The sequence below is a fragment of the Pontibacter toksunensis genome (assembly GCF_042686245.1).
Taxonomy (GTDB): Bacteria; Bacteroidota; Bacteroidia; order Cytophagales; family Hymenobacteraceae; genus Pontibacter; species Pontibacter toksunensis.
Genome location: NZ_JBHUOX010000004.1, coordinates 231527 through 252954, shown reverse-complemented (window position 1 = coordinate 252954; position 21428 = coordinate 231527). Strand labels below are relative to the sequence as shown.

The 21428-nt window shown below is 48.1% G+C and carries 16 protein-coding genes; 8 read left to right on the top strand and 8 right to left on the bottom strand.

From position 1 onward, the window contains the following. Positions 1 to 10: 10 nt before the first annotated feature. On the bottom strand, positions 11 to 2149 hold the full coding sequence (ftsH, locus tag ACFS7Z_RS07480; protein WP_377482937.1) for an ATP-dependent zinc metalloprotease FtsH: 2139 nt from the start codon (positions 2147 to 2149) through the stop codon (positions 11 to 13). A 69-nt stretch (positions 2150 to 2218) separates the two neighbouring features. Next, the gene (gene rsfS, locus ACFS7Z_RS07475; protein WP_377482935.1) at positions 2219 to 2593 is read right to left on the bottom strand and encodes a ribosome silencing factor; all 375 of its coding nucleotides are present in this window, start codon (positions 2591 to 2593) and stop codon (positions 2219 to 2221) included. 50 nt (positions 2594 to 2643) lie between these two features. Here rsfS and ACFS7Z_RS07470 point away from each other — a divergent pair, with 50 nt between their 5' ends. The 5 genes from ACFS7Z_RS07470 to rlmB all read left to right on the top strand — a co-directional run bounded on the left by ACFS7Z_RS07470 (position 2644) and on the right by rlmB (position 9672). Further along, positions 2644 to 3393 (top strand): biotin--[acetyl-CoA-carboxylase] ligase, encoded by a 750-nt coding sequence (locus ACFS7Z_RS07470; RefSeq protein WP_377482933.1) that lies wholly within the window; start codon positions 2644 to 2646, stop codon positions 3391 to 3393. Positions 3394 to 3858: 465 nt separating this feature from the next. Continuing rightward, a complete protein-coding gene (locus tag ACFS7Z_RS07465; protein ID WP_377482931.1) occupies positions 3859 to 4452 on the top strand; it encodes a T9SS type A sorting domain-containing protein in 594 nt (197 codons plus the stop codon). 124 nt (positions 4453 to 4576) lie between these two features. Next, positions 4577 to 7528 (top strand): glycosyltransferase family 117 protein, encoded by a 2952-nt coding sequence (locus ACFS7Z_RS07460; RefSeq protein WP_377482928.1) that lies wholly within the window; start codon positions 4577 to 4579, stop codon positions 7526 to 7528. Between the two features lie 93 nt (positions 7529 to 7621). Further along, positions 7622 to 8854, top strand: coding sequence for a GWxTD domain-containing protein (locus ACFS7Z_RS07455; RefSeq protein WP_377482926.1), 1233 nt, complete (start codon positions 7622 to 7624; stop codon positions 8852 to 8854). Then, the gene (gene rlmB, locus ACFS7Z_RS07450; RefSeq protein ID WP_377482924.1) at positions 8827 to 9672 is read left to right on the top strand and encodes a 23S rRNA (guanosine(2251)-2'-O)-methyltransferase RlmB; all 846 of its coding nucleotides are present in this window, start codon (positions 8827 to 8829) and stop codon (positions 9670 to 9672) included. Before ACFS7Z_RS07455 ends, rlmB begins: the two co-directional genes overlap by 28 nt. A 100-nt stretch (positions 9673 to 9772) precedes the next feature. Here the strand turns inward: rlmB and ACFS7Z_RS07445 are convergent, their stop codons facing one another. Together ACFS7Z_RS07445 and ACFS7Z_RS07440 are read right to left on the bottom strand one after the other, a co-directional pair. Further along, a complete protein-coding gene (locus ACFS7Z_RS07445; protein WP_377482922.1) occupies positions 9773 to 10849 on the bottom strand; it encodes a mannose-1-phosphate guanylyltransferase in 1077 nt (358 codons plus the stop codon). 2 nt (positions 10850 to 10851) lie between these two features. Beyond that, positions 10852 to 11823, bottom strand: coding sequence for a KpsF/GutQ family sugar-phosphate isomerase (locus tag ACFS7Z_RS07440; protein WP_377482920.1), 972 nt, complete (start codon positions 11821 to 11823; stop codon positions 10852 to 10854). A gap of 69 nt (positions 11824 to 11892) precedes the next feature. Here ACFS7Z_RS07440 and recQ point away from each other — a divergent pair, with 69 nt between their 5' ends. Next, positions 11893 to 14073 (top strand): DNA helicase RecQ, encoded by a 2181-nt coding sequence (gene recQ / locus ACFS7Z_RS07435; RefSeq protein WP_377482918.1) that lies wholly within the window; start codon positions 11893 to 11895, stop codon positions 14071 to 14073. Between the two features lie 222 nt (positions 14074 to 14295). Here recQ and ACFS7Z_RS07430 read toward each other — a convergent pair whose 3' ends face one another. Continuing rightward, on the bottom strand, positions 14296 to 15132 hold the full coding sequence (locus ACFS7Z_RS07430; RefSeq protein WP_377482916.1) for a glycosyltransferase: 837 nt from the start codon (positions 15130 to 15132) through the stop codon (positions 14296 to 14298). Positions 15133 to 15508: 376 nt separating this feature from the next. Between ACFS7Z_RS07430 and purD the strand changes: the two genes are divergently transcribed. Beyond that, on the top strand, positions 15509 to 16798 hold the full coding sequence (gene purD / locus ACFS7Z_RS07425; RefSeq protein WP_377482914.1) for a phosphoribosylamine--glycine ligase: 1290 nt from the start codon (positions 15509 to 15511) through the stop codon (positions 16796 to 16798). A 79-nt stretch (positions 16799 to 16877) separates the two neighbouring features. On the opposite strand, the gene ACFS7Z_RS07420 is transcribed toward purD, so the two are convergent. After that, a complete protein-coding gene (locus ACFS7Z_RS07420) occupies positions 16878 to 17291 on the bottom strand; it encodes a BrxA/BrxB family bacilliredoxin (protein WP_377483157.1) in 414 nt (137 codons plus the stop codon). 476 nt (positions 17292 to 17767) lie between these two features. Here ACFS7Z_RS07420 and ACFS7Z_RS07415 point away from each other — a divergent pair, with 476 nt between their 5' ends. Beyond that, positions 17768 to 18115 (top strand): hypothetical protein, encoded by a 348-nt coding sequence (locus ACFS7Z_RS07415; RefSeq protein WP_377482912.1) that lies wholly within the window; start codon positions 17768 to 17770, stop codon positions 18113 to 18115. Between the two features lie 219 nt (positions 18116 to 18334). On the opposite strand, the gene ACFS7Z_RS07410 is transcribed toward ACFS7Z_RS07415, so the two are convergent. Together ACFS7Z_RS07410 and ACFS7Z_RS07405 are read right to left on the bottom strand one after the other, a co-directional pair. After that, complete coding sequence (locus ACFS7Z_RS07410) at positions 18335 to 19090, bottom strand: DUF6503 family protein (protein WP_377482909.1); 756 nt, start codon at positions 19088 to 19090, stop codon at positions 18335 to 18337. Positions 19091 to 19145: 55 nt separating this feature from the next. After that, the gene (locus tag ACFS7Z_RS07405; RefSeq protein ID WP_377482907.1) at positions 19146 to 21404 is read right to left on the bottom strand and encodes a glycoside hydrolase family 20 protein; all 2259 of its coding nucleotides are present in this window, start codon (positions 21402 to 21404) and stop codon (positions 19146 to 19148) included. Between the last annotated feature and the right edge of the window lie 24 nt (positions 21405 to 21428).

The following is a 21428-nucleotide window of genomic DNA, read 5'->3' as shown; positions in this document are numbered from 1 at the left end:
GCCTGTTTTATCAAGCTGTTTTAGAGTTTATAGAACCGTTCTGCTCCGCTGGTGTGGTGTTTTCCAGTGGCGTGCCAGGCACTCCCCGGCCTTCGTTTTGCTCCGGGTGTTGTGTCAGTCCCTGTTCTACAGGAATAGATGCATGTGGCTCTACTTCGCTTTTGGTTTTGCTGCGGTCTGTGCCGGCAGTATGAGCCTGATAAGCTGTAAGCGCCTCAAACGGACGTGGTCCTACTAAACGCTCCAAATCGTTCTGGAACAGTATTTCCTTTGCCAACAACTCCTGCGATACAATTTCCAGCTCATGGGCCTTATCAGTCAGTAATGCTTTGGTCCGATCGTAAGCCGCCTGAATAATGATGCGAACTTCTTCATCAATGGTTTGAGCAGTAGCCTCAGAATACGGCTTGTTGAAAGAATAATCTGAGTTCTGCTTTGAATCATAGAAAGACACGTTACCAATCTTCTTGTTCATACCATACATCGTCACGATGCTGTAGGCCATCTTGGTGATGCGCTCTAAATCGCTTAACGCTCCGGTAGAGATTTTACCGAAAATGAGTTCCTCAGCAGCACGGCCGCCTAAGGCCATACACATTTCGTCGATCAACTGCTCTGTGGTGTACAAAAACTGCTCTTTCGGAAGGTACTGCGCATATCCTAAAGCGGCTACACCGCGTGGCACAATACTCACTTTCACCAATGGGTCAGCGTGCTCCAGGAACCAGCCCGCAATGGCGTGGCCTGCCTCGTGGTATGCCACAATCTTCTTCTCTTCCGGAGAGATAATCTTGTTCTTCTTCTCCAATCCTCCAATCACACGGTCAATCGCATCGTTAAAGTCCTGCTGGTCTACCGCCTTTTTGCTGCGTCTGGCTGCAATTAAGGCGGCCTCGTTACATACGTTAGCAATTTCGGCACCGGCAAAACCAGGTGTCTGCGCAGCAAGTTTCCTAGCGTCTACATCAGGGCCAAGCGTAAGCGGCTTCAGGTGCACGTCAAAGATTTCAGTACGTCCGTTAATGTCTGGCTTGTCTATACTCACCTGGCGGTCGAAACGACCCGGACGAAGCAAGGCAGAATCCAAGGTGTCAGGGCGGTTTGTGGCAGCCAGAATGATAACTCCTGAGTCTGTAGCAAAACCATCCATCTCCACTAACAGGGAGTTCAATGTATTCTCACGCTCATCGTTACCGCCCGGTGTGGCACCACGGCTACGGTGACGGCCAATAGCGTCTATCTCATCAATAAAGATAATACAAGGCGCTTTTGCTTTTGCCTGCTTAAAGAGGTCACGCACACGTGCGGCACCCACTCCCACAAACATTTCTACAAAGTCGGAACCAGACAGGGAGAAGAACGGTACATCAGCTTCTCCTGCCACGGCTTTCGCCAAAAGGGTTTTACCTGTTCCCGGAGGGCCTACCAGCAAAGCACCTTTCGGTATTTTACCACCTAGCACTGTGAATTTGGAAGGGTTCTTCAGGAATTCTACAATCTCCTGCACCTCTTCTTTTGCTTCTTCCAGGCCAGCCACGTCCTTAAACGTAATCTTTACCTTATTCTCAGCATCGAAGAGTGCCGCCTTAGACTTGCCGATATTGAAGATCTGGCCACCTGCACCACCTGTGGTTACACGGCGCATCAGGAACCAGAATCCAAATACGAGCAGTATCAGGAAACCCCATTGCAGGAAGAAATCTGCAAAACCGGTACGGGACTCTGGGATAAGGGGTACCTGCTGTTCTCGCGGCAGGTTTGTCTGCAGCTTGTCAAGGTCCTCCTTGAACGACTCTGCCGTAATAACCTGGAAATGGTACTGCGGTCCCTGTGCCTCCATTGTGAAGGCACCACGGTTGTTCAGTTCCGTCTTGTACCTTTCGTTCTGCAGCGCCTCCTCTTTCAGGTAAACTTCAACAGTCTTTCCATTCACAATCGTGAGTTTCCTCACGTCACCACTAAGCAACATCTCTTCAAACTCCTGCTGTGTTGTTTCAATAGAAGAGTTGCTCTTGTTCAGATAAGTCAGCCCGAAGATCAGCAGAATCAGCACGGCCAGCATCCACAACTGCATAGTTGGGCGCGGGGGCGTGTTCGGGATCATCGGCTTTTTCTTTTTGTTGTTGCCTTTATTATTATTTTCTGCCATTGATGTTTAAATTCAGATACATGAAAAACACAGGCCTACACTAAATGTTCAGCTAAGGCCATGTATGTTTTAGACAGACGCAACCTGCTCTATCTTGGCATCGCCCCAGAGCTCTTCCAAAGCGTAGAATTCGCGCTTGTCTTTTAAGAAAATATGTGCTACCACATCTACATAGTCCAGCAATACCCATTCATTATTCATGCGGCCTTCGCTTTGCCATGGGTTTTGACGTATGGATTTGAATACTTCTTCCTCAATAGAGGATGCAATGGCATCTATTTGTGTATCGGAGTTAGCGGATGCTATTACGAAATAATCGGATACAGCGTTTTTAAGTGATTTGAGGTTTATGATAACAATATCGGTCGCCTTCTTTTCCTGCATTCCCTTCACTACAAGCTCTGCCAAAATGTCTGAAGTAGCCTCAACCTTGGTTTCTTTCATTATTGCTCTATAATTTTGATCTACAAAAGTACTAATTATACCTTAATTTTATGTTGCCTCATACGCTGTTTATAGGTCAGCAGCTTTATTTTCTGCCGGTTTGTGAATCTACTAACTCAGAGGCTCAACAGCTTCTTATCAAAAATGAAGCCACAGAAGGCTGCACCGTGATAACGCACCAACAAACAAAAGGGCGCGGACAGCGCGGTAATTCCTGGGAGGCTGAACCAGGTAAAAACGTAACGCTTTCTGTAATATTGTCACCCTCGTTTCTGGCTGCCAGACAGCAGTTTTACCTTAATATTGCTGTGTCGCTGGCCGTGTTTGATCTGATCCGGGAACAGGGGCTGCACGAGGCACAGATAAAGTGGCCGAACGATTTATTTTATGAAGGTAAGAAACTTGGCGGGATTCTGATAGAAAACACCATAAATAGCTACACACTACAACACAGTATCATAGGGATTGGTTTAAATGTGAACCAGTTGTATTTTGATTACACAACGGCAACGTCTATGCGTAACGTAACAGGCGACACGCTGAATGTGGAGAAGGTGACGGTGCGGCTGCTGGAACTGCTGGAAAAGCGCTACCTCGAGCTGCGAAACGGCAAGATGAGCAAACAGCGGCAGGAGTACCTGCAGGCACTATTCCGCTACCAGGAGGTACACCCGTTTCTAGTGGACGACCAGCAGGTGCAGGGGCAGATTGTAGGGGTAGATGAAAACGGGTGCCTGGCGGTGGAGATAGAGAACAAACTGCGCTACTTTGCCTTCAAAGAAATAAGTTATATTCTTTAGCACCCCTTAAACAAGTAACATTGCGCCTTCTGGGTAGTTTTCTGTCACAGTACAAAGGACACTCCTAATATTTTGTTTCCCCTTCTGCTAGCAGATGGAAATGCGCCTCTATAGCCGTGGCAGGTGCAGTATATTACTTTCGCGTTTCCTGCAAACGCTTATGCTACATAACCGAGTCTGGGTTACGTCAGTTACCATAATACAAGGGTTTTCCTGCCCCTGAAAAAACTTAATTTTATTTGAGTGAAATGAAGAACTATCTGTAGTTCTTTTAAGAAAGGGCATGAATATTGTTATAATCAAATTGTAAGAAATGCTCACCCTAACGTTCAAAAGGCTGTAAAATTGAGTGGGTGTTTACATCTTTTTAATCTTCTTGGTAAGATGTATGATTTCTTTCATTAATTTAAACTATATTTGGTGTGTGTAACCAGTCCGGTGGTTACACAAATAAGGATGTTGTCTATGAGAATTTTTACAAAATTAGTATTAGTAGTTACCCTCATTTCCTCGCACGTGCTGAGTTTTGCAGGCACTGCCATGGTAAATGCTGGAGTAGAGCCTGTTAAAAAGGGTGGAGGGATTCTTTGGAAGCTTATGCCAACCAATGGGGGGGCGGCCCTTGTTTTGTCTGCCAATAACTCCCGCCCGGCTTTCGTGATGAACCCTGATAGACATACATGCTCTAAGTTATATGCTTCTGCAGTAAGTAAGGAGTTTCATACGGTAGAGGCTAAGGCTGAAAAAGCAGTTTATACTAACATTACGCTGGCTGCAATTGCGCCTGGTAAAGAGATCAAACCAGTGCCTTCTATTAATGCTTTCCCGAATCCGTCGCGTGGTTTGACCACACTGGCGCTTAACCTGCCGGGCAACAATACTTATAAGATTCGGATTTCAAATACCATTGGTCGGGTAATGCGGGTACAGGAGTTAGGCCCAGCCGAAAAAATGGAAGTGGAGCTAGATCTGAGCAGCTATCCATCAGGTATCTATTTCTACAGCCTGTTGGTGAACGACAAGACAGTAGAGACAAAGCGCCTTGTGTTGCAGAAATAAGAACTTCTATAATCGAAATAAAACGGGAAGCCGGCCATTTGGTCGGCTTTTTGTATATAAACATCTAATTATTACACAGCCGCTTCACATTATTTATTATTTTCGGGGCTGAATTGAAATAACTATGACTGATTATCGAAAGATAAATAACATTGTGGGTTGGGTCGTGTTCTTCATCGCGACCACAGTGTATGTACTGACGCTGGAACCTACAGCCAGTTTCTGGGATGCCGGTGAGTTTATAGCTACATCGTACAAGCTTCTGGTTCCGCACCCACCGGGTGCACCTTTCTACCTGCTGGTGGGCCGCCTCTTTTCTATGTTTGCCTCTGACCCTACGCAGGTAGCGTGGTGGGTAAACCTCTTGTCAGCCCTTTGCAGTTCTTTCACCGTGCTGTTCCTGTTCTGGACTATTACCATCCTAGCGCGCAAGCTCCTCATTAAAGAAGGAGCAGCGCCTACCAGAGGCAGCTTGCTGCTAATAATGGGAAGCGGTGCAATAGGAGCCCTAGCTTATACTTTCTCTGATTCAGCCTGGTTCTCAGCAGTAGAGGCAGAGGTGTATGCCATGTCTTCGTTTTTTACCGCTATTGTGTTCTGGGCCATGCTGCGTTGGGAGGCAAAGGTAGGAGAGGCGCATTCTGATAAGTGGCTCATCCTGATAGCCTACCTGGTCGGGCTCTCCATCGGGGCGCACTTGCTGAACCTGGTTACCATACCGGCGCTGGCTTTTATCTATTATTTCCGCCTTTACAAGCCTACTTTCTGGGGAGGCGTAATTGCTTTTGCCATCAGTGCTGTTATCGTAGTGGCTATACTTTGGGGAGTTATTCCGGGCTTGCCTACTGTGGCCGGAGGCTTCGAGGTGTTCTTTGTAAATAACTTCGGGCTGCCGTTTGGCTCCGGTTTGATAGTGTTTGTTGCCTTGCTTGTCGGAGCCATTATTTTTGGTATCCGCTATTCTATAAAGCATAACAACCGCGTGCTGAACACGGCACTGCTTAGTTTGGTCTTTGTACTGATCGGCTACTCTTCTTACATGATGATCCCGATCCGCTCCTCCTATGACCCGACCATTGACGAAAACGACCCGGACGATATCCTGACTTTTGTAGCTTACCTGAAGCGAGAGCAGTACGGTGACCGTCCGCTGCTGTATGGCCCGCAGTACAACGCGCAGCCGGTGGCACAGGAAGAGGGAGAGATGCGCTACCGAAGAGGAGAGGACAAGTACATTCCGACTACTCCTAAAATAGAGCCGATCTACGACAGTAAAGATAAAACACTGCTGCCGCGAATTTACAGCGACCAGCCGCAGCACATTGAAGCCTATAAGAAGTGGGTAGACCTACGGGAGGGGCAGGCGCCTACTTTCGGGCAGAACCTGAGCTTCCTGATGCGCTACCAACTTGGCTTCATGTACTGGCGTTATTTCCTCTGGAACTTTGTTGGCCGCGAGAGTGATGTGCAGAACGCGGGTGTGCTGTGGTTCGGAAAGAGCGACCCGAATGCGCCGGAGCGTGTGCTGGATAGTGCCGCCCGCAATTACTTCTTTATGCTGCCTCTTTTACTGGGTATCTTAGGCCTGATTTATCAGGTGCGCAAATCAGAGCGTGATGCCTTCGTTATTGGCCTGCTGTTCTTCTTTACAGGTATTGCCATTGCGCTCTACCTCAACCAGCCCCCTATTGAGCCGCGGGAAAGGGATTATACCTTTGCCGGCTCGTTCTATGCCTTCAGCATCTGGATTGGCCTCGGAGTGATGGGCCTGGCGGAAATATTGGGTAAATTTCTCAAAAATAAAGAAACGCGTGCAGCTGTTGCCACTGTAATAGGTTTGGCTATACCCGGCGTGATGGCAGTTGAAGGATGGGATGACCATGACCGCTCAGACCGTTACCAATCTGTTGACTCAGCGAAGAACCTGCTTGACTCTGTTGCTCCGAATGGCATCCTGTTCACAAACGGTGACAACGACACCTTCCCGCTGTGGTATGCGCAGGAGGTGGAAGGCTACCGAACCGATGTGCGGGTAGCCGTACTCAGCTACCTGAACACCGACTGGTACATTGATCAGATGAAGCGTCAGTCGTACCTGTCAGATCCATGGCCGCTTTCGCTGGAAAATGAAAACTACCGCCAGGGCACCAACGACTACCTGCCGTATGTGGAGCGTCCGCAGGTAGCAGCCGGCATCGACTTGGATCAGTACATCAACCTGGTGAAGCAAAACCACCCGGCCCTGCAGGTGCAGTATGGCCAGGGCACCACACTGCTCACCATGCCTACCAAGAACTTCATCCTGAATGTTGACAAGGAAAAGGTGCGGAAAATGGACTTCGTGGCAGACGATAAGGAAGACGAAATCGTGGACCGTATGCAGTGGACCATCAACAAATCATTGCTGGAGAAGAAGCACCTGGTAATGCTGGACCTGCTGGCTACAAACGACTGGGAGCGGCCGATTTATTTTTCATCCACGGTGAACAGCGCCGATTTTATGGGACTGTCTGATTACTTCCAGTTAGAAGGATTAGCCTTCCGTGTTGTTCCGGTTAAGTCGAACAACGAAGAGCAGGGTTTTGTGAACAAGGAGGTGATGTATGAGAACATGATGAAGAAATTCCAGTTCCGCAACTTTGATAACCCGGACATCTTTTACGACGAGAACTATTACCGCTTCTCTGCCAACGCCCGCGATAAGTTTGCCCGTCTGGCTGCGGCCTACCTAGAGGAAGGCAACACGGCCCGTGCAAAGGAAATCGTAGATTACGCCTTTAAAGTGTTGCCAGGCAGCACAGTGCCGTATGACTACTATACGCCGCAGTTCATTCCTATCTATGATGCCTTGGGAGAGCAGGAAAAGGCAGAGGCATTGCTGAACGAAATGGCGCAGGACTCACAGAAAGCGCTGGATTATTTTTTTGAGAAGGGAGCCCTTTTTGATACCGAGATCCAGACAAACATGGTAATTCTGCAGCAACTGATAGGAGCCGCGGAAAACCTTGGTATGCAGGACCGTGCAGCACAGCTACAGCAACAGTTTATGCAGTACCTGCAGCGTATGCGCCGTTAAACAAAATATATGCAGATACAGTAATAAAGGCCGGATCGCACCACGTGATCCGGCCTTTATTTTAAGTGAAAATCAAGGAAAACTTTTTCATAGATGAGAAACCCTCACCCGCTACTCTTTCTGCTGCCCCTGTTAATGATGAGCTGTGGAGGCTTTCCCTCTGCCAGTCTGGACCCTGTGGAAATTGAGCGGCAGGCGCCTGAAATAACTTTGCAGCAAAGCTACTATGCGAGCAACGACAGCCTGCACCTGCTCTTGAAGTTTGAAGATGCAAAGCAGGTGATAGACATACTGCAAACGGCTACCTCCTACGAATATGAGGTAAGAACAGGAGCCAGTGAAAAAGCCACCATGGTGATACGTGATTCCCTGAACCTGCCTGACCGTAAGCTAACAGATATAGAAGGGCAGCTGCTGGTGAAACTGGTGCTGCCGGCGCAGGTAGTGCAGGAACCGAATGTGCTGCAATTCAGGCTATGGCAGTTGCTCTCCGGGGATGAACTGATAGGAACAAAGTTCAGGCTGCCGTTAGACAGCAAAATGCTGCAGAAGGAGTACCTGCTGATGGATGCCACTGAAGGTAAGCCCCTGCTTCAGAACTATACGACCACTGGCAACCAGGTTTGGGCGCGCAGTTACGGAAGCGGGGCAGGAGCGCTTAAAGTGCAGCGCTTTGATGCTGATTTCAGACCTGCTGCCCCCCCTATGTCACTGGCTAGAGAGGCTGGGCCACGTACTATTTCCGCTGCGGAGGTGCAAACCATTGCCCCCGGCGATACACTTACATTCCAGGAGGAAGGAGTTTACTTATTTGATCCGAATACCAGCTATGCCCGGGGCATATTAGTGCAGCCTGCTAATTTCCCTCTGGTTACCCGCACGAAAGAGATGCTACAGCCCCTTATCTACCTCACAACTTCTAAGGAGCGGGAGGAACTCCTTCGTGCAAGCGACACAAAGGCGGCCATCGACCGCTTCTGGCTACAGTTGGGAGAGAGTAAAGAGGTTGCTCGTGATTTAATACAGCTATTTTACAGCCGGGTAGAGCTGGCAAACAAGCTTTATTCTTCACATAAAGCAGGTTGGGCTACTGACAGAGGCATGATCTACATCATCTTCGGGCCTCCTACCGATGTAGAAGAAGAGGGGGCAACTGTTACCTGGTTCTACCGCCAGACGGATACTGCCCCCGCCATCAAATTCGTTTTTAACAAAAAAGAGAATAACTTTACCCAAAATCATTATGAGCTGGTACGGCGCCGTGGGTACGGGGAAAGTTGGTACAGCACAGTAGCAAAATGGAGAGCAGGCAAAATAAATATGTAGGTAACCGCTTCGGTGGTTCCTCCAGAACACCAAAGGAAGATAAAACGGATATGATTTTCGGCTCGCGCCCGATTTTAGAGGCGCTGTCAGCTGGAAAAGAACTGGAGAAAATTTATCTTCAGAGAGGGGCTAAAAACCCGACGACCGACGAAATTGTGCAGCTGGCAAAAAAGCTGGAAGTACCCGTTGTAACGGTGCCGCTGGAAAAGCTGAACAAGCTCACGCGGAAAAATCACCAGGGGGCTGTGGCGCTCATTTCGCCCATCACGTACGTACCTTTATCTGAAACAGTAACGTCGCTTTTTGAGCAGGGGAAAAGCCCGCTTTTACTTATACTCGACCGGGTAACTGATGTGCGTAATTTCGGGTCTATTGCCCGTAACGCCGAGTGTATGGGTGTAAATGCCATTGTAATCCCGAGCCGTGGCGGCGCGCAGATAAACGCAGATGCTGTGAAGACATCCGCCGGTGCGCTGCACCTGGTGCCTGTCTGCCGTGAGCCAAACCTGAAAGACACCATAGAGTATCTGAAGGATTCGGGTTTCCAGATAGTGGCCTGTACCGAGAAGACAGAGCAGAACCTGTCGGACATGACACTGGACATGGTAGGGCCTACAGCTATTATCATGGGGAGTGAAGAAGACGGTATTTCGGCAGAATACCTGAAGCGTGCCGATGCCAGGGTACGTATTCCGTTATTAGGGCAGATCGGGTCGCTGAACGTTTCAGTGGCCACGGGTATCATACTTTATGAAGCCATGCGGCAGCGCCTCCGCGATAGCGGGTATGCGAGCCTTGGCAGCGTGGAGCCAAGGTAGGCCCTGGTTTGAAATAAAAAAGTAAAAGGACAAAGGAGTAAAGACTATAAAATCTTTCTTCTTTTGTCCTTTTACTTTTTTCAGGAATTCAGACTAGCGCCTAGATATAATCCGGACCCTTCTTCGACTTGGCATCGGCCATAAAGTCTTTCACTTTCTGTTCTTCGCCTTTCTTGCAGATCATCAGAACGTTGTCATACTCCGCTACAATGTAATCTTCCAGGCCTTGTATAACCACCAATCGCTCTTTCGGTGTTTTTACAATGCAATCTCTTGTGTCGTATAACATCACTTCACCATCTATCACGTTGCCATTCTCATCTTTGTCGTTGATGGTGTAAAGGGAGTTCCAGGTGCCAAGGTCAGACCAGCCAATATCAGCCAGCAGCACATACACGTTGTCCACCTTCTCCATAATACCATAGTCAATAGACACGTTGCGGGAATGAGAATAGGCCTTGAATATAAAGTCCTGCTCTTCTGATGTGTTCATGGTAGACACGCCTTCGTCAAAAATCTCCGTGATTTCCGGCAACTGCTGATGGAAAGCCGTAATAATGCTCTGCACATTCCAGATAAAGATGCCGGAATTCCACACGAAGTCCCCGCTGTCAATAAACATCTGTGCAAGCTCCAGGTTAGGCTTTTCTGTGAAGGTCTTTACTTTCTTGATTTTCTGCGATTCGTTGTTGATGTACTGGATGTAGCCGTACCCGGTGTCAGGCCGGCTAGGAGTAATGCCCAACGTAATCAGCACATCGTCTTTCGCGGCAGCCTCTACAGCGTCCTTGATCACGTTTGTAAACTCATCCTGCTTCAGTACCACGTGGTCAGAAGGCGTTACCACTAAATTGGCGTTTGGGTTAAGCTCCCTTATTTTATAGGATGCGTAGGCAATGCAGGGGGCAGTATTACGGCCGACCGGCTCCAGCAGAATCTGGTTTTCTGTCAGCTCAGGCAGTTGCTGCTGCACCAGTTCCTTGTAGTCCTTGTTCGTGACTACGAACACGTTCTCGACAGGGCATATGTCCTGAAAGCGCTTCATCGTCATCTGCAGCATGCTTTCGCCAATTCCCAACACATCGTGGAACTGCTTCGGGTAATTGGTGCGGCTAAAAGGCCAGAAGCGGCTTCCGATGCCACCCGCCATAATTACCACATAGGTATCTTTTCTCATATTTATACAAGTCCTTCTTTTAATAGGTCATGAAGATGCACAAAGCCCCCAAATTTACCGGAATTTGTGACAATAAGTTGCGTTATACTTTTGTTTTGCATAACTACCAGAGCTTCAACGGCATATTCTGATGCGTCGATGGTTAAAGGGTCTGGAGTCATAATGTCTGTGGACACAATGCCCTCAATAGAGTCATACTTGTTTAGCATGCGGCGAAGATCACCGTCTGTGATAATTCCTATTAGCTGCTCGCCGTCTTCACTTAAAACGGCAGTGGCTCCCAGGCGCTTAGACGAGATTTCGATAATAATTTCCTTCAGCTTGGCGTTCGCTCTCACACGTGGTGCTTCATTCTGGGTATAGATGTCTTCCACCTTCAGGTACATGCGCTTGCCCAGAGAGCCGCCCGGGTGCAGGTGGGCGAAATCGGTGCTGCTGAAACCACGTGCCTCCAGCAAAGAGACAGCCAGCGCATCGCCCAGGGCAAGTGCTGCTGTTGTGCTGGTGGTGGGGGCCAGGTTGTGCGGGCAGGCCTCACGCTCCACGTTGGCGTTCAAGACAAAGTCAGCGCACCGGGCCAGGTAAGAGTCGGTGCTGGAAACCATGGCAGCCAGTTTGGAACCTTTGCGTTTCAGGAGCGGAACCAGTACCTTTATTTCAGGGGTATTGCCGCTTTTAGAGATGCAGATAACAAAATCATCTGCCTGTATCATTCCCAGATCACCGTGAATGGCATCGGCAGCATGCATAAATAAAGCGGGGGTACCGGTAGAATTTAACGTCGCAACTATTTTTTGGGCTATATTGGCACTCTTTCCAATACCCGTCACCACTACGCGTCCTTTTATTGTCAAGATGGTTTCGACGCATTTCTCAAAGCTTTCGTCGATATAATCTGCCAGTTTGGCGATAGCCTCGGCTTCAAGCTTTAAGACTTTTTTTGCGGTTAGGGTTATTTTATTAGAGATATTCAAATTAAATTTGTATTAGTATACAGGGTAAGGAAGTATGTTGCAACCTGATTAAAATTTTCACAAAATTACATGTCAGTAAAACAAGAGATAAATCTCAAGAACAAATTAAAAGAAGTTTTTGGGTATAATCAATTCAGAGGAAATCAAGAGCTGATAATAAACAACATTATTAACGGCAAAAATACTTTTGTGATTATGCCAACAGGCGCCGGCAAGTCGTTGTGTTACCAACTACCTGCCCTTTCTTTGCCAGGTACCGCTATCGTGATTTCACCGCTGATTGCCCTGATGAAAAACCAGGTAGACCAGTTGAATGCCTTTGGCGTGAATGCCCAGTTTTTAAACTCCACTTTGTCGAAGTCAGAGATAAACAAGGTAAAGAAGGAGACGCTGGCGGGCGAGGTGAAGCTGCTTTACGTGGCACCGGAGTCTCTCACGAAAGAGGAAAACATAGAGTTCCTGCGCAACTCGAACCTTTCTTTTGTGGCCATCGACGAGGCGCACTGCATATCGGAGTGGGGGCATGACTTCCGCCCGGAGTACCGCCGCATACGTGGTATCATCGACCTGATTGGCAACCTGCCCATTATTGCACTGACAGCCACTGCCACACCAAAGGTGCAGCTCGACATACAGCGCAACCTGCAGATGGACGAAGCATCTGTGTTCAAGTCCTCTTTCAACCGCACCAACCTGTACTACGAGGTACGCCCGAAACACCATACCAAGAAGCAACTGATCCAATACGTAAAGAAGCACAAAGGCAAGAGCGGCATTGTGTACTGCCTGAGCCGTAAGAAAGTAGAGGAAATTGCGGAACTGCTGAAGGTAAACGACGTGAAGGCGCTGCCATACCATGCCGGGCTGGATTCCAACGTGCGCATGGCCAACCAGGATGCTTTCCTCAACGAGGAGGCGGACGTAATTGTAGCTACCATTGCCTTTGGTATGGGAATCGACAAACCAGATGTGCGCTTTGTCATCCACTACGACACCCCAAAATCCATTGAAGGCTATTACCAGGAAACAGGCCGTGCCGGGCGTGATGGCCTGGAAGGAAACTGTATCATGTACTACAGCTACGACGACATCATAAAGCTGGAGAAATTTAACAAAGACAAGCCCGTAACCGAGCGGGACAACTCTAAGCTGCTGCTGCAGGAGATGGCTTCTTATGCCGACTCTGCCGTGTGCCGCCGCAAGCAACTGCTGCATTACTTTGGCGAGGCTTATGAAAAAGACTGTGGCTTCTGCGATAACTGCCTGCACCCGAAAGAGCGCTTTGAGGCGGAGAAGGAAGTGCAACTGGCGCTGAAAGCAGTGGAGCAGACAGGGCAGCGCTTTACCATAGAACATATTACGGCAGTGCTTACAGGCCTGCGTAACCAATACGTGGGCAGCTACGACCACGATAAACTGGAGGTATTTGGAGCTGGCAAGGAGAACGACGTACAGTTCTGGAGCTCTGTGGTGCGCCAGGTGCTTTTGTCAGAGTTCCTGGAGAAGGATATTGAAAGCTTTGGGGTAGTAAAGCTGACCCAGAAAGGTATTGACTTTATTCAGAACCCATACCCTATCCAGCTAACAAAGGACCATAATTACGAGCAGGAAGTGAAGGAAGACGAGGAGAAAGAAGAAACGCAGGCATCTGCCGGACATGACGAGGTGCTGTTCGACCTGCTGAAGAATCTGCGCAAAAAGCTCGCAAAGGAAAAGAACCTGCCGCCATACGTGTTGTTCCAGGACCCGTCGCTGAAAGAAATGGCCACCGTGTACCCAACCACCAGAGATGAGTTGGCCCACATTGGCGGTGTAGGTATGGGCAAGGTGCAGAAGTTCGGAAAACCGTTCCTCGACCTGATCAGCAAGTATGTAGAGGAAAACGATATTGTAACCGCAGCCGATGTTGTTGTAAAAACAACGGTAAACAAGTCGAAGATCAAGATCTATATCATTCAGCAAGTGGATAAGAAGGTGGAGCTGGAAGAAATTGCCGCCGCCAAAGACCTGACGATGCAGGAACTGATTGAGGAGATTGAGCATATCTGCTACTCCGGCACCAAGCTGAACCTAAACTACTACATCAACAGTGTGCTTGACCAGGAGCGTCAGGAAGAAATCTACGATTACTTCATGAGTGCAAGCACCGATAACATCGCGGCGGCCCTTCAGGAACTCGGCACGGACGATTATACAGAGGAAGACCTGCGCCTGATGCGCGTGAAGTTCCTGTCGGAGTACGCGAACTAAACTGGAATAATCTACATCAGAAGAGACTACTTGTATTCAACATAAAAGGCCGGTGCTATTGCAGCACCGGCCTTTTATGTTGAATACCCACCGCTGTACTTCAGAAAGGTTCCTGCTGCAGCGCTACGCATAGTTGTGCTTTAAAAATAATCACCACTGTGGCCTTCAGATAGTGGGAGCACCATCACTCGATACTATTTCATAATGGGACCGGGAGCAACATTACGCCAAATCATTTTGCATTTCCCGGATACCAAAAGAGGTAACTGCTTTTTTCTGAGCCATCACTTCTGCAAATATCCGGTCATTGTCGTTAGGCCGATCCAGCCTTGTGTGGTAAATATGAAACTGGATAGCCTGGAACCGTAACAGCCGGATTTTTTTCCCTGCCCAACGCAATCGTAAGTCAATGTCAGTGTCTTCACCTGTTGCAGGAGCTTCATAGCGGGTATCAAACCCATTGATCTGCAAAAGATCACTCTTATGAAGTGAAAAATTACAGCCGAGTATGCCTTTCGATTTTGCGGGCAGCATCCGATATATGGAACGGGGAAGCCTCACAGACTTTTCCGCATGATTCGTTATCTTACGAAAGCTGTCTACCCACACTTTTCTTAGAAAGGCGGTGCTCTCAAGAAGGCCGTTCCTGATTTTCTCAGCTGAAAGGGTTTGGGTTAGCTTTTGGGAAAGGTTTGCTCTACGGCCCGCTAGAATAGTATCGGGTGCACGGTTATACCAATGGTCTGCTACAAAGTTCCTGTCCGGAAGGCAATCTCCATCAATAAAAATAATGTACTCTCCCTTCGACTGCAAGACTGCCTTGTTTAAGATCCTTGTTTTCCGGAAGCCCTTGTCCTTATGCCAGACATGCTGAATCCTTAAAGGAGAAGTCTGTATGTATTCATTTAGCGCATGAACAAACTCCTTGTTGCTTCCATCGTCAGCAACAACGATTTCAAAATCCCTAAACGACTGCTTTTCAAAACCCGACAATAGTAGCAGAAGCCAGTCTATCTTATTATAAACAGCTATAATCACTGAAACAGAAGGAACGTTCATCTTTAATTTGTTGCGTGCTTACGCATTTAAGCGCTTGTTTAACCACCTGCAAGATAGTGCAAGCGTAGTTTATCTTTGCTAAACCTTTAAGTATCAATACAAGTTTCTTTAGCCTATGCTTAACTTTGATTCAAGGTGGAACATGCCTGCTGCTCATCCGGAGAAGTTTGCATAATCAGAGTTTCCCAGACCTTTTAGTTTTGTAGAGCTGGTTCTTGCTGGCCTGCTTGCGCTTCAGGTCTGCGTGTGGCTACTGTATTTTTAAAGCATAAATTGTGCTGCATGAGCAAGTATAAATCTTTAACTTCGCAGCAGATACTTTAGCCATGTGTAGCAACAGCTAAACAGTCCAAAACCAGCTATTAAAGATTAACCTATGAACGTACTCATAATAGGATCCGGAGCCCGTGAGCATGCCATCGCCTGGAAATTAAGCCAAAGTGAATACTGCGAGAAAATATTTGTAGCACCCGGCAATGCAGGCACTACGCAGTATGGTACAACTGCTGCCGTTGACATTCATAACTTTGATGAGGTGGCAAAATTCGCTGCCGACTTTGATATAATGATGATCGTGGTTGGGTCGGAAAACACGCTGGTAGATGGTATCCACGACTTTTTCCAGAACTCAGAGTACCTGAAGCACATCCTCGTTATCGGGCCTAAAAAAGCAGGTGCCATGCTGGAAGGGAGCAAGGACTACTGTAAAGCCTTTTTCCAGAGAAATAACATTCCGACTGCCCGGTACCAGACGTTCACGGAAGACACGTTCAGCCAGGCAGCCGAGTACCTGCGCAACCACAATTACCCGGTAGTGCTGAAGGCCGACGGACTGGCGGCAGGTAAAGGAGTTATTATTGCCCAGGATTATGACCAGGCCATAGATGCCCTTAATGATATGCTGCGGAACAAGCGCTTTGGCAATGCCAGCAGCAAAGTAGTTATTGAAGAATACCTGCAGGGCATTGAGGTGTCTGTGTTTATCCTGACGGACGGCAAGGACTATGTGCTGCTGCCGGAGGCAAAGGATTATAAGCGTATTGGCGAAGGTGACTCAGGGCTGAATACAGGTGGTATGGGTGCCATTTCGCCCGTGCCATTTGTAGATAACGCTTTCATGCAGAAAGTGAAGGAGCGGGTAATTAACCCTACGCTGCGGGGCATGCAGGAAGAGCAGATGGATTACACCGGTTTCCTGTTTATCGGGTTAATGAACGTGAATGGCGAGCCTTATGTGATTGAGTACAACGTGCGGCTGGGCGACCCTGAAACAGAGGCCATACTGCCTCGCATAAAGTCAGACCTGTTCGAGTTGTTCAGAGCCCTGCACGACCGTAAACTGGGCGAGTTCCAGTTGGAGATAGACCCACGCACAGCTGCCACTGTGTTCCTGGTGTCTGGTGGATACCCGGAGGGTTTTGAGAAGGGGAAAGAAATCGGGGGTATCCATAAGGTGCCTTCTGATGTGCTGGTATTCCATGCCGGTACTAAAATGGTAAACGGAAAGCTGGTGAACAGCGGAGGCCGCGTGATTGCTGTAACGGCCCTGGCAGATACCATGGAAGAGGCGCTGGCGAAAGCAAATGCCGCTGCTGAGACAATTACCTGGCAGGACCGCTACTACCGCCACGACATTGGGTTTGACCTGAAACGGGCGAATGCTTAAGGCCAGATGAAGTAACAGATAAAAACAGCGAAGGCCGGTGAATTTCACCGGCCTTCGCTGTTTTTATCTGTGCTAAAGCTTAGCAGTACTCCTCAAAGGCGCCCTGCAGGTTGTCTACAATACGGTTCAGTTCGTTGCCCTCAATGTGGTAACGCTCAATCATATGTACCAGCTCACCGTCTTTGAACAAAGCGATGGATGGTGAAGACGGAGGATAAGGCAGCATGTGCTCCCGTGCTTTGGCTACTGCGTCTTGCTCCATACCAGCAAAAACTGTTACCAGTTTAGATGGTTTCTTATCGGAGGCAGCCACCGCTATTTTAAGCGCCGGACGTGCTTTGGCAGCAGCACAACCACATACAGAGTTCACAGCTACCAACACCGTGCCTTCTGACTTTATTGCCTGCTCTACTTCTTCAGGTGACATGAGTTGCTCAAAGCCCGCGGAGGTAAGATCCTCACGGATAGGCGCAACCATATATTCAGGATACATTGCCATAGGTGTTCAATTTAAGTTTTAAATATTTCACAAAGTTAACAAAACAGATTCAGAAAAGATACAGGTTGTTTTTTTGTACTGGTTTGGTAGTTGCCGCAGGAGTGATAAAGGCTTTAAAACAATATTGTAAGTATTATATATAGAACTTGTATAAATTTTATCATAAAGCATAACAAGTTTGAAGCTAGGCAGGTATAGGGAGACAAATCTTTTCTGACACAGGATATAGAAGCCAGAATCAACGGTAAAATATGTGGCTGATAATTGTACTAATTTAAAATTACCCTTTGAAGAAGAAGGTTAAAATATTGCCGAAGTAAAGCATTACCAGGGGCAACAGGGGGAGTTGCCTTTGAAGGAGAATCATATACATAATATATACATCTGGTCCAGTAGCAGCAGTCCACCCTGCTACTGGACCAGATAATACAAACAGTAAACTGAACACGACCGAACCTACAAATACTACCATGCCTAGACTTCACCCTAAAAGCAAAGCACCATGTGTGCGTTATTTCTATTTACCTGCAAACAGTACAAGACATGCAGAAATAGTACAGGTTATAAACAGCGGCGGCTCCAAAGTGAAGGTGCCGATGCGCGAAGAAGACGTAGAGCTGTCGGCTATTTTTGAGCGGGAACTCAATATGAAAGAGAAGCTGACCTACGGTAACAGCGAAACATGGAAAGTTTTTAACTCTTGGGAGGAACTGGAGCAGGACCATGTTAATCTTGAGCTGCCAAATGAGTTGATGCTTATATTATTAAGCCTGAGCTATAGATTTACGCTGGAAGAAAACATGGCTGTTTCAGCCTGATGTTTTTTTTGCACTCGAAATGGAGATAAAATAGAGAGTCTGCTTAATCTTCTAGGTTAAGCAGACTCTCTATTTTATAGCCTCTACTACTACATCGCCTAAAGTGTATTCCATAGGAATGATACTTTTTTCAGTCTAAGATGCTTTAGCTGTAGTTCACCCAGCGGCATCAGACCTGCTGTAGCATCTCTTCTGTCTGTGCTTTAAGACTATAAGTCGTCAAATTCTGTAGGATGTTAATGGTTCTGCTTTGAGCAACGTATCGGTGCCTATGTAGGCGTTATTCTTGTTCCAGTACCACTTGCGCACCTTTGGTATCCGGATGCTGTCTACCACTACCTCCTCCTCCAGTAGAATATACTCCCCGCTTTCCGGCTGGCCGTGGTTAAAGCGGTAAGCCTCCATGGCATGCGAATCAGGGTTCAGGTAGAAGAACCAGTTATCAGATCCTACGGTAGCATCATAGGTTACCTGCAGTACCCGGTATTCTTTCCCCTCGATCTTCTCGTTTTGGGCTGCCTCCTTTACTTGCACCCCATCATCTGTCAGTTTCATGGGTAGTCCGTAGAGGTAGCCGTAAAAACTATGAACCCACTTCAAATCTTCAGGCTTGAGACCATATTTTTCCCGTTCTTCTGCGCTGATATCCTGCTTGCCGTCCAGCAGGTAAAATTCTTTTCCATCAGCAACGCCTTTTACTACCTCTTTCCCGTCTTGACGGCTGATGTGAGCAAAATAGCCGGTGCTGTTGTCCAACTCTATCTCGAAGGTGTTCTCTAGACCGGCTGTATCAGCACTGCTTAGGTAAAGGCGTGCTTTCAGTTGCGGCCAATTGTTCTCCGGGTCGTGGTAAGCCAGTGTTTTCTCAAGTAATTCTGATTCAACGTTTGGCTTAGACTGGCAAAAGCTTAGCAGTAGCAAAGCCATGAAACCAAAGAGGTGCAGAAGGGGCCGGAAGTTTTCAGGAGTTGTCATGGGGAAAGTGATTTAAAATAAAGCCCTGCTTAATTGAAAGCAGGGCTGTTATGGTTTAGTTTACTTCAATCTCATCCACAAACACCCATGCCTTCTCGCCTTCGCCCTGTTTGCCTTCTGGTACACTTTGCTGGTTTCTTACTGCCACCTTCACAAAGCGTGCGGTAGTAGGAGCGAAGTCTACCTTCATGATTGCCTTTGAGCCTTCTACCTGCGTCACAGCATTGGCAGTGCCCAGTGGCTTAAAGTTCTTCCCGTCAGCAGAACCATATACCTCTACTGCTTTAGGCGGATATACGTACGTGCCTCCCGCGTTCAGCGCGTGCACCACTACATTGTTTACCTGCTGCGTTGTTCCCAGGTCTATGGTAGCCTCCAGGTCGCTTCCGGAGTAGCCGATAGATTGCTGGTCCCGGCCGCCTTTCCTGTTGATAATACCATCAACTAAAGTGAAAGCGCCGTTTCCCGGGAAATATTCTGAAGGTTTCTCTTTCAGTGCAATTGATTTTCCGGTGGCTTTGTTAATGTTTAGTTTCAGGGTCAGGGAGTCAATCAGCTTGTCGTCCTTATAATACAACCCTGTTACCTTTGCAGGCTCTTTGATGACTAACGGAGAAGTATATTCCTTTTCAGCTTGCTGACCATTAACAGTGTACACCAGCTTGCCCAGGTCTTCCTTCGCACCCAGCTTTATAGTAACACCCTGGTTATCCGGCGAGGGTAAAACCTCAGCTTCGATGTCGTAAAAAGCATTGCTGTAGTTGGCCCCCCACAGGTCGTAGCGCTTGAACTGCGTGAGCAGCCGCTTCTCAAAATCAGACCAGTTCTTTTTCTCCGGTGCCGTCCACAGTACCTCGCTGAGGGCGCTCATCCTCGGGAATATCTGGTACTCTACTTTGGCAGGGTTGCTCATGTATTCCGTCCACACATTGGCCTGTGCGCCCAGCACATACTTTGCCTGCTCCGGTGTCAGTTCTTTCGGGATAGGCTCATAACTGTAGGCCTTCTGAACAGTGGTAAAGCCGCCGATGGTAACAGAGTCTTCGCGCTGGCTCTGGGAATGGTCAAAGTATACGTGGGTGCCAGGCGTCATGATCACGTAGTGGTTTTGCTGTGCAGCTGCAATACCGCCCGCCTCGCCGCGCCAGCTCATGACAATGGCATTTGGTGCCAGGCCGCCCTCCAGTATCTCATCCCAGCCAATAATGGTCCTGCCTTTGCTGTTGATGTACTTCTCCATCCGCTGAATGAAGTAGCTCTGCAGCTCATGCTCATCCTCCAGGCCTTCTTCCTTTATCCTTTTCTGGCAAAGCGGGCAGTTCTTCCAGTTAGTTTTCGGGCTTTCGTCGCCGCCAATGTGCATGTACTTAGACGGGAAAATGGCCATCACCTCATCCATCACATCCTGAAGAAAGGTAAAGGTGGTCTCTTTTCCGGCGCAGTATACATCATCAAAAATCCCCCATGTTTGCTCTACCTTGTAAGGGCCGGTTTCAGGGCAGCCTAACCAGGGGTAGGCGGTAAGGGCAGCGCTGGAGTGGCCGGGCATCTCAATTTCGGGAATCACAGTAATGTGCCTGTCTGCCGCGTACTTTACTATCTCTTTGGCTTCCTCCTGTGTATAGAAGCCCCCGTAGCGCTTGCCCGTATTGCCGGTTCCCGGGTAACGGCCAATGATGGTGCCATCGCGGTAGCCACCTACTTCTGTAAGTTTAGGGTACTTCTTTATCTCAATTCGCCAGCCCTGGTCTTCTGTTAAGTGCCAGTGGAAGTAGTTCATCTTGTGCAGGGCCAGGTAATCGATGTACTTCTTTATAAAAGACACCGGGAACATATGGCGGGCCACATCCAAGTGCATGCCGCGGTAGGAGAAGCGTGGAGCATCCTGTATCGCCACAGCGGGAATTTCCAGAGAAGCGCTTTTCTCAACCGGCAGTAACTGAATCAGGGACTGCAGGCCATAGAAAGTGCCGGCATAAGTGTCTCCTTCAATTGTAACACCTTTATCAGTCACGTTCAGGTTGTAAGCATCTTTTTCTGCTCCCTTTGAAGGTTTGCGTGTTGCAAAGCGGATAGAGTTTTTCTTTTCCTTTTTATCGATGTCGAGCTTAAAGCCATACACCTCCTGCAAGTACTCGTTTAGGAATTCAGCTGACTTTCTATCTTCATTGTCTTTTGCAACAATGGTCGTATTGTGGCTAATGGTAAACTTACCGGGCTTTACCTGCACACTGGCAGGCTTCGGAATTATATTAATGTCCTGGGCTGATGCCACCTGCGCAAGCAGCAGGAACAGAAAAAAGAATCGTTTCATACTATGTCTAATTTGATAAATGAA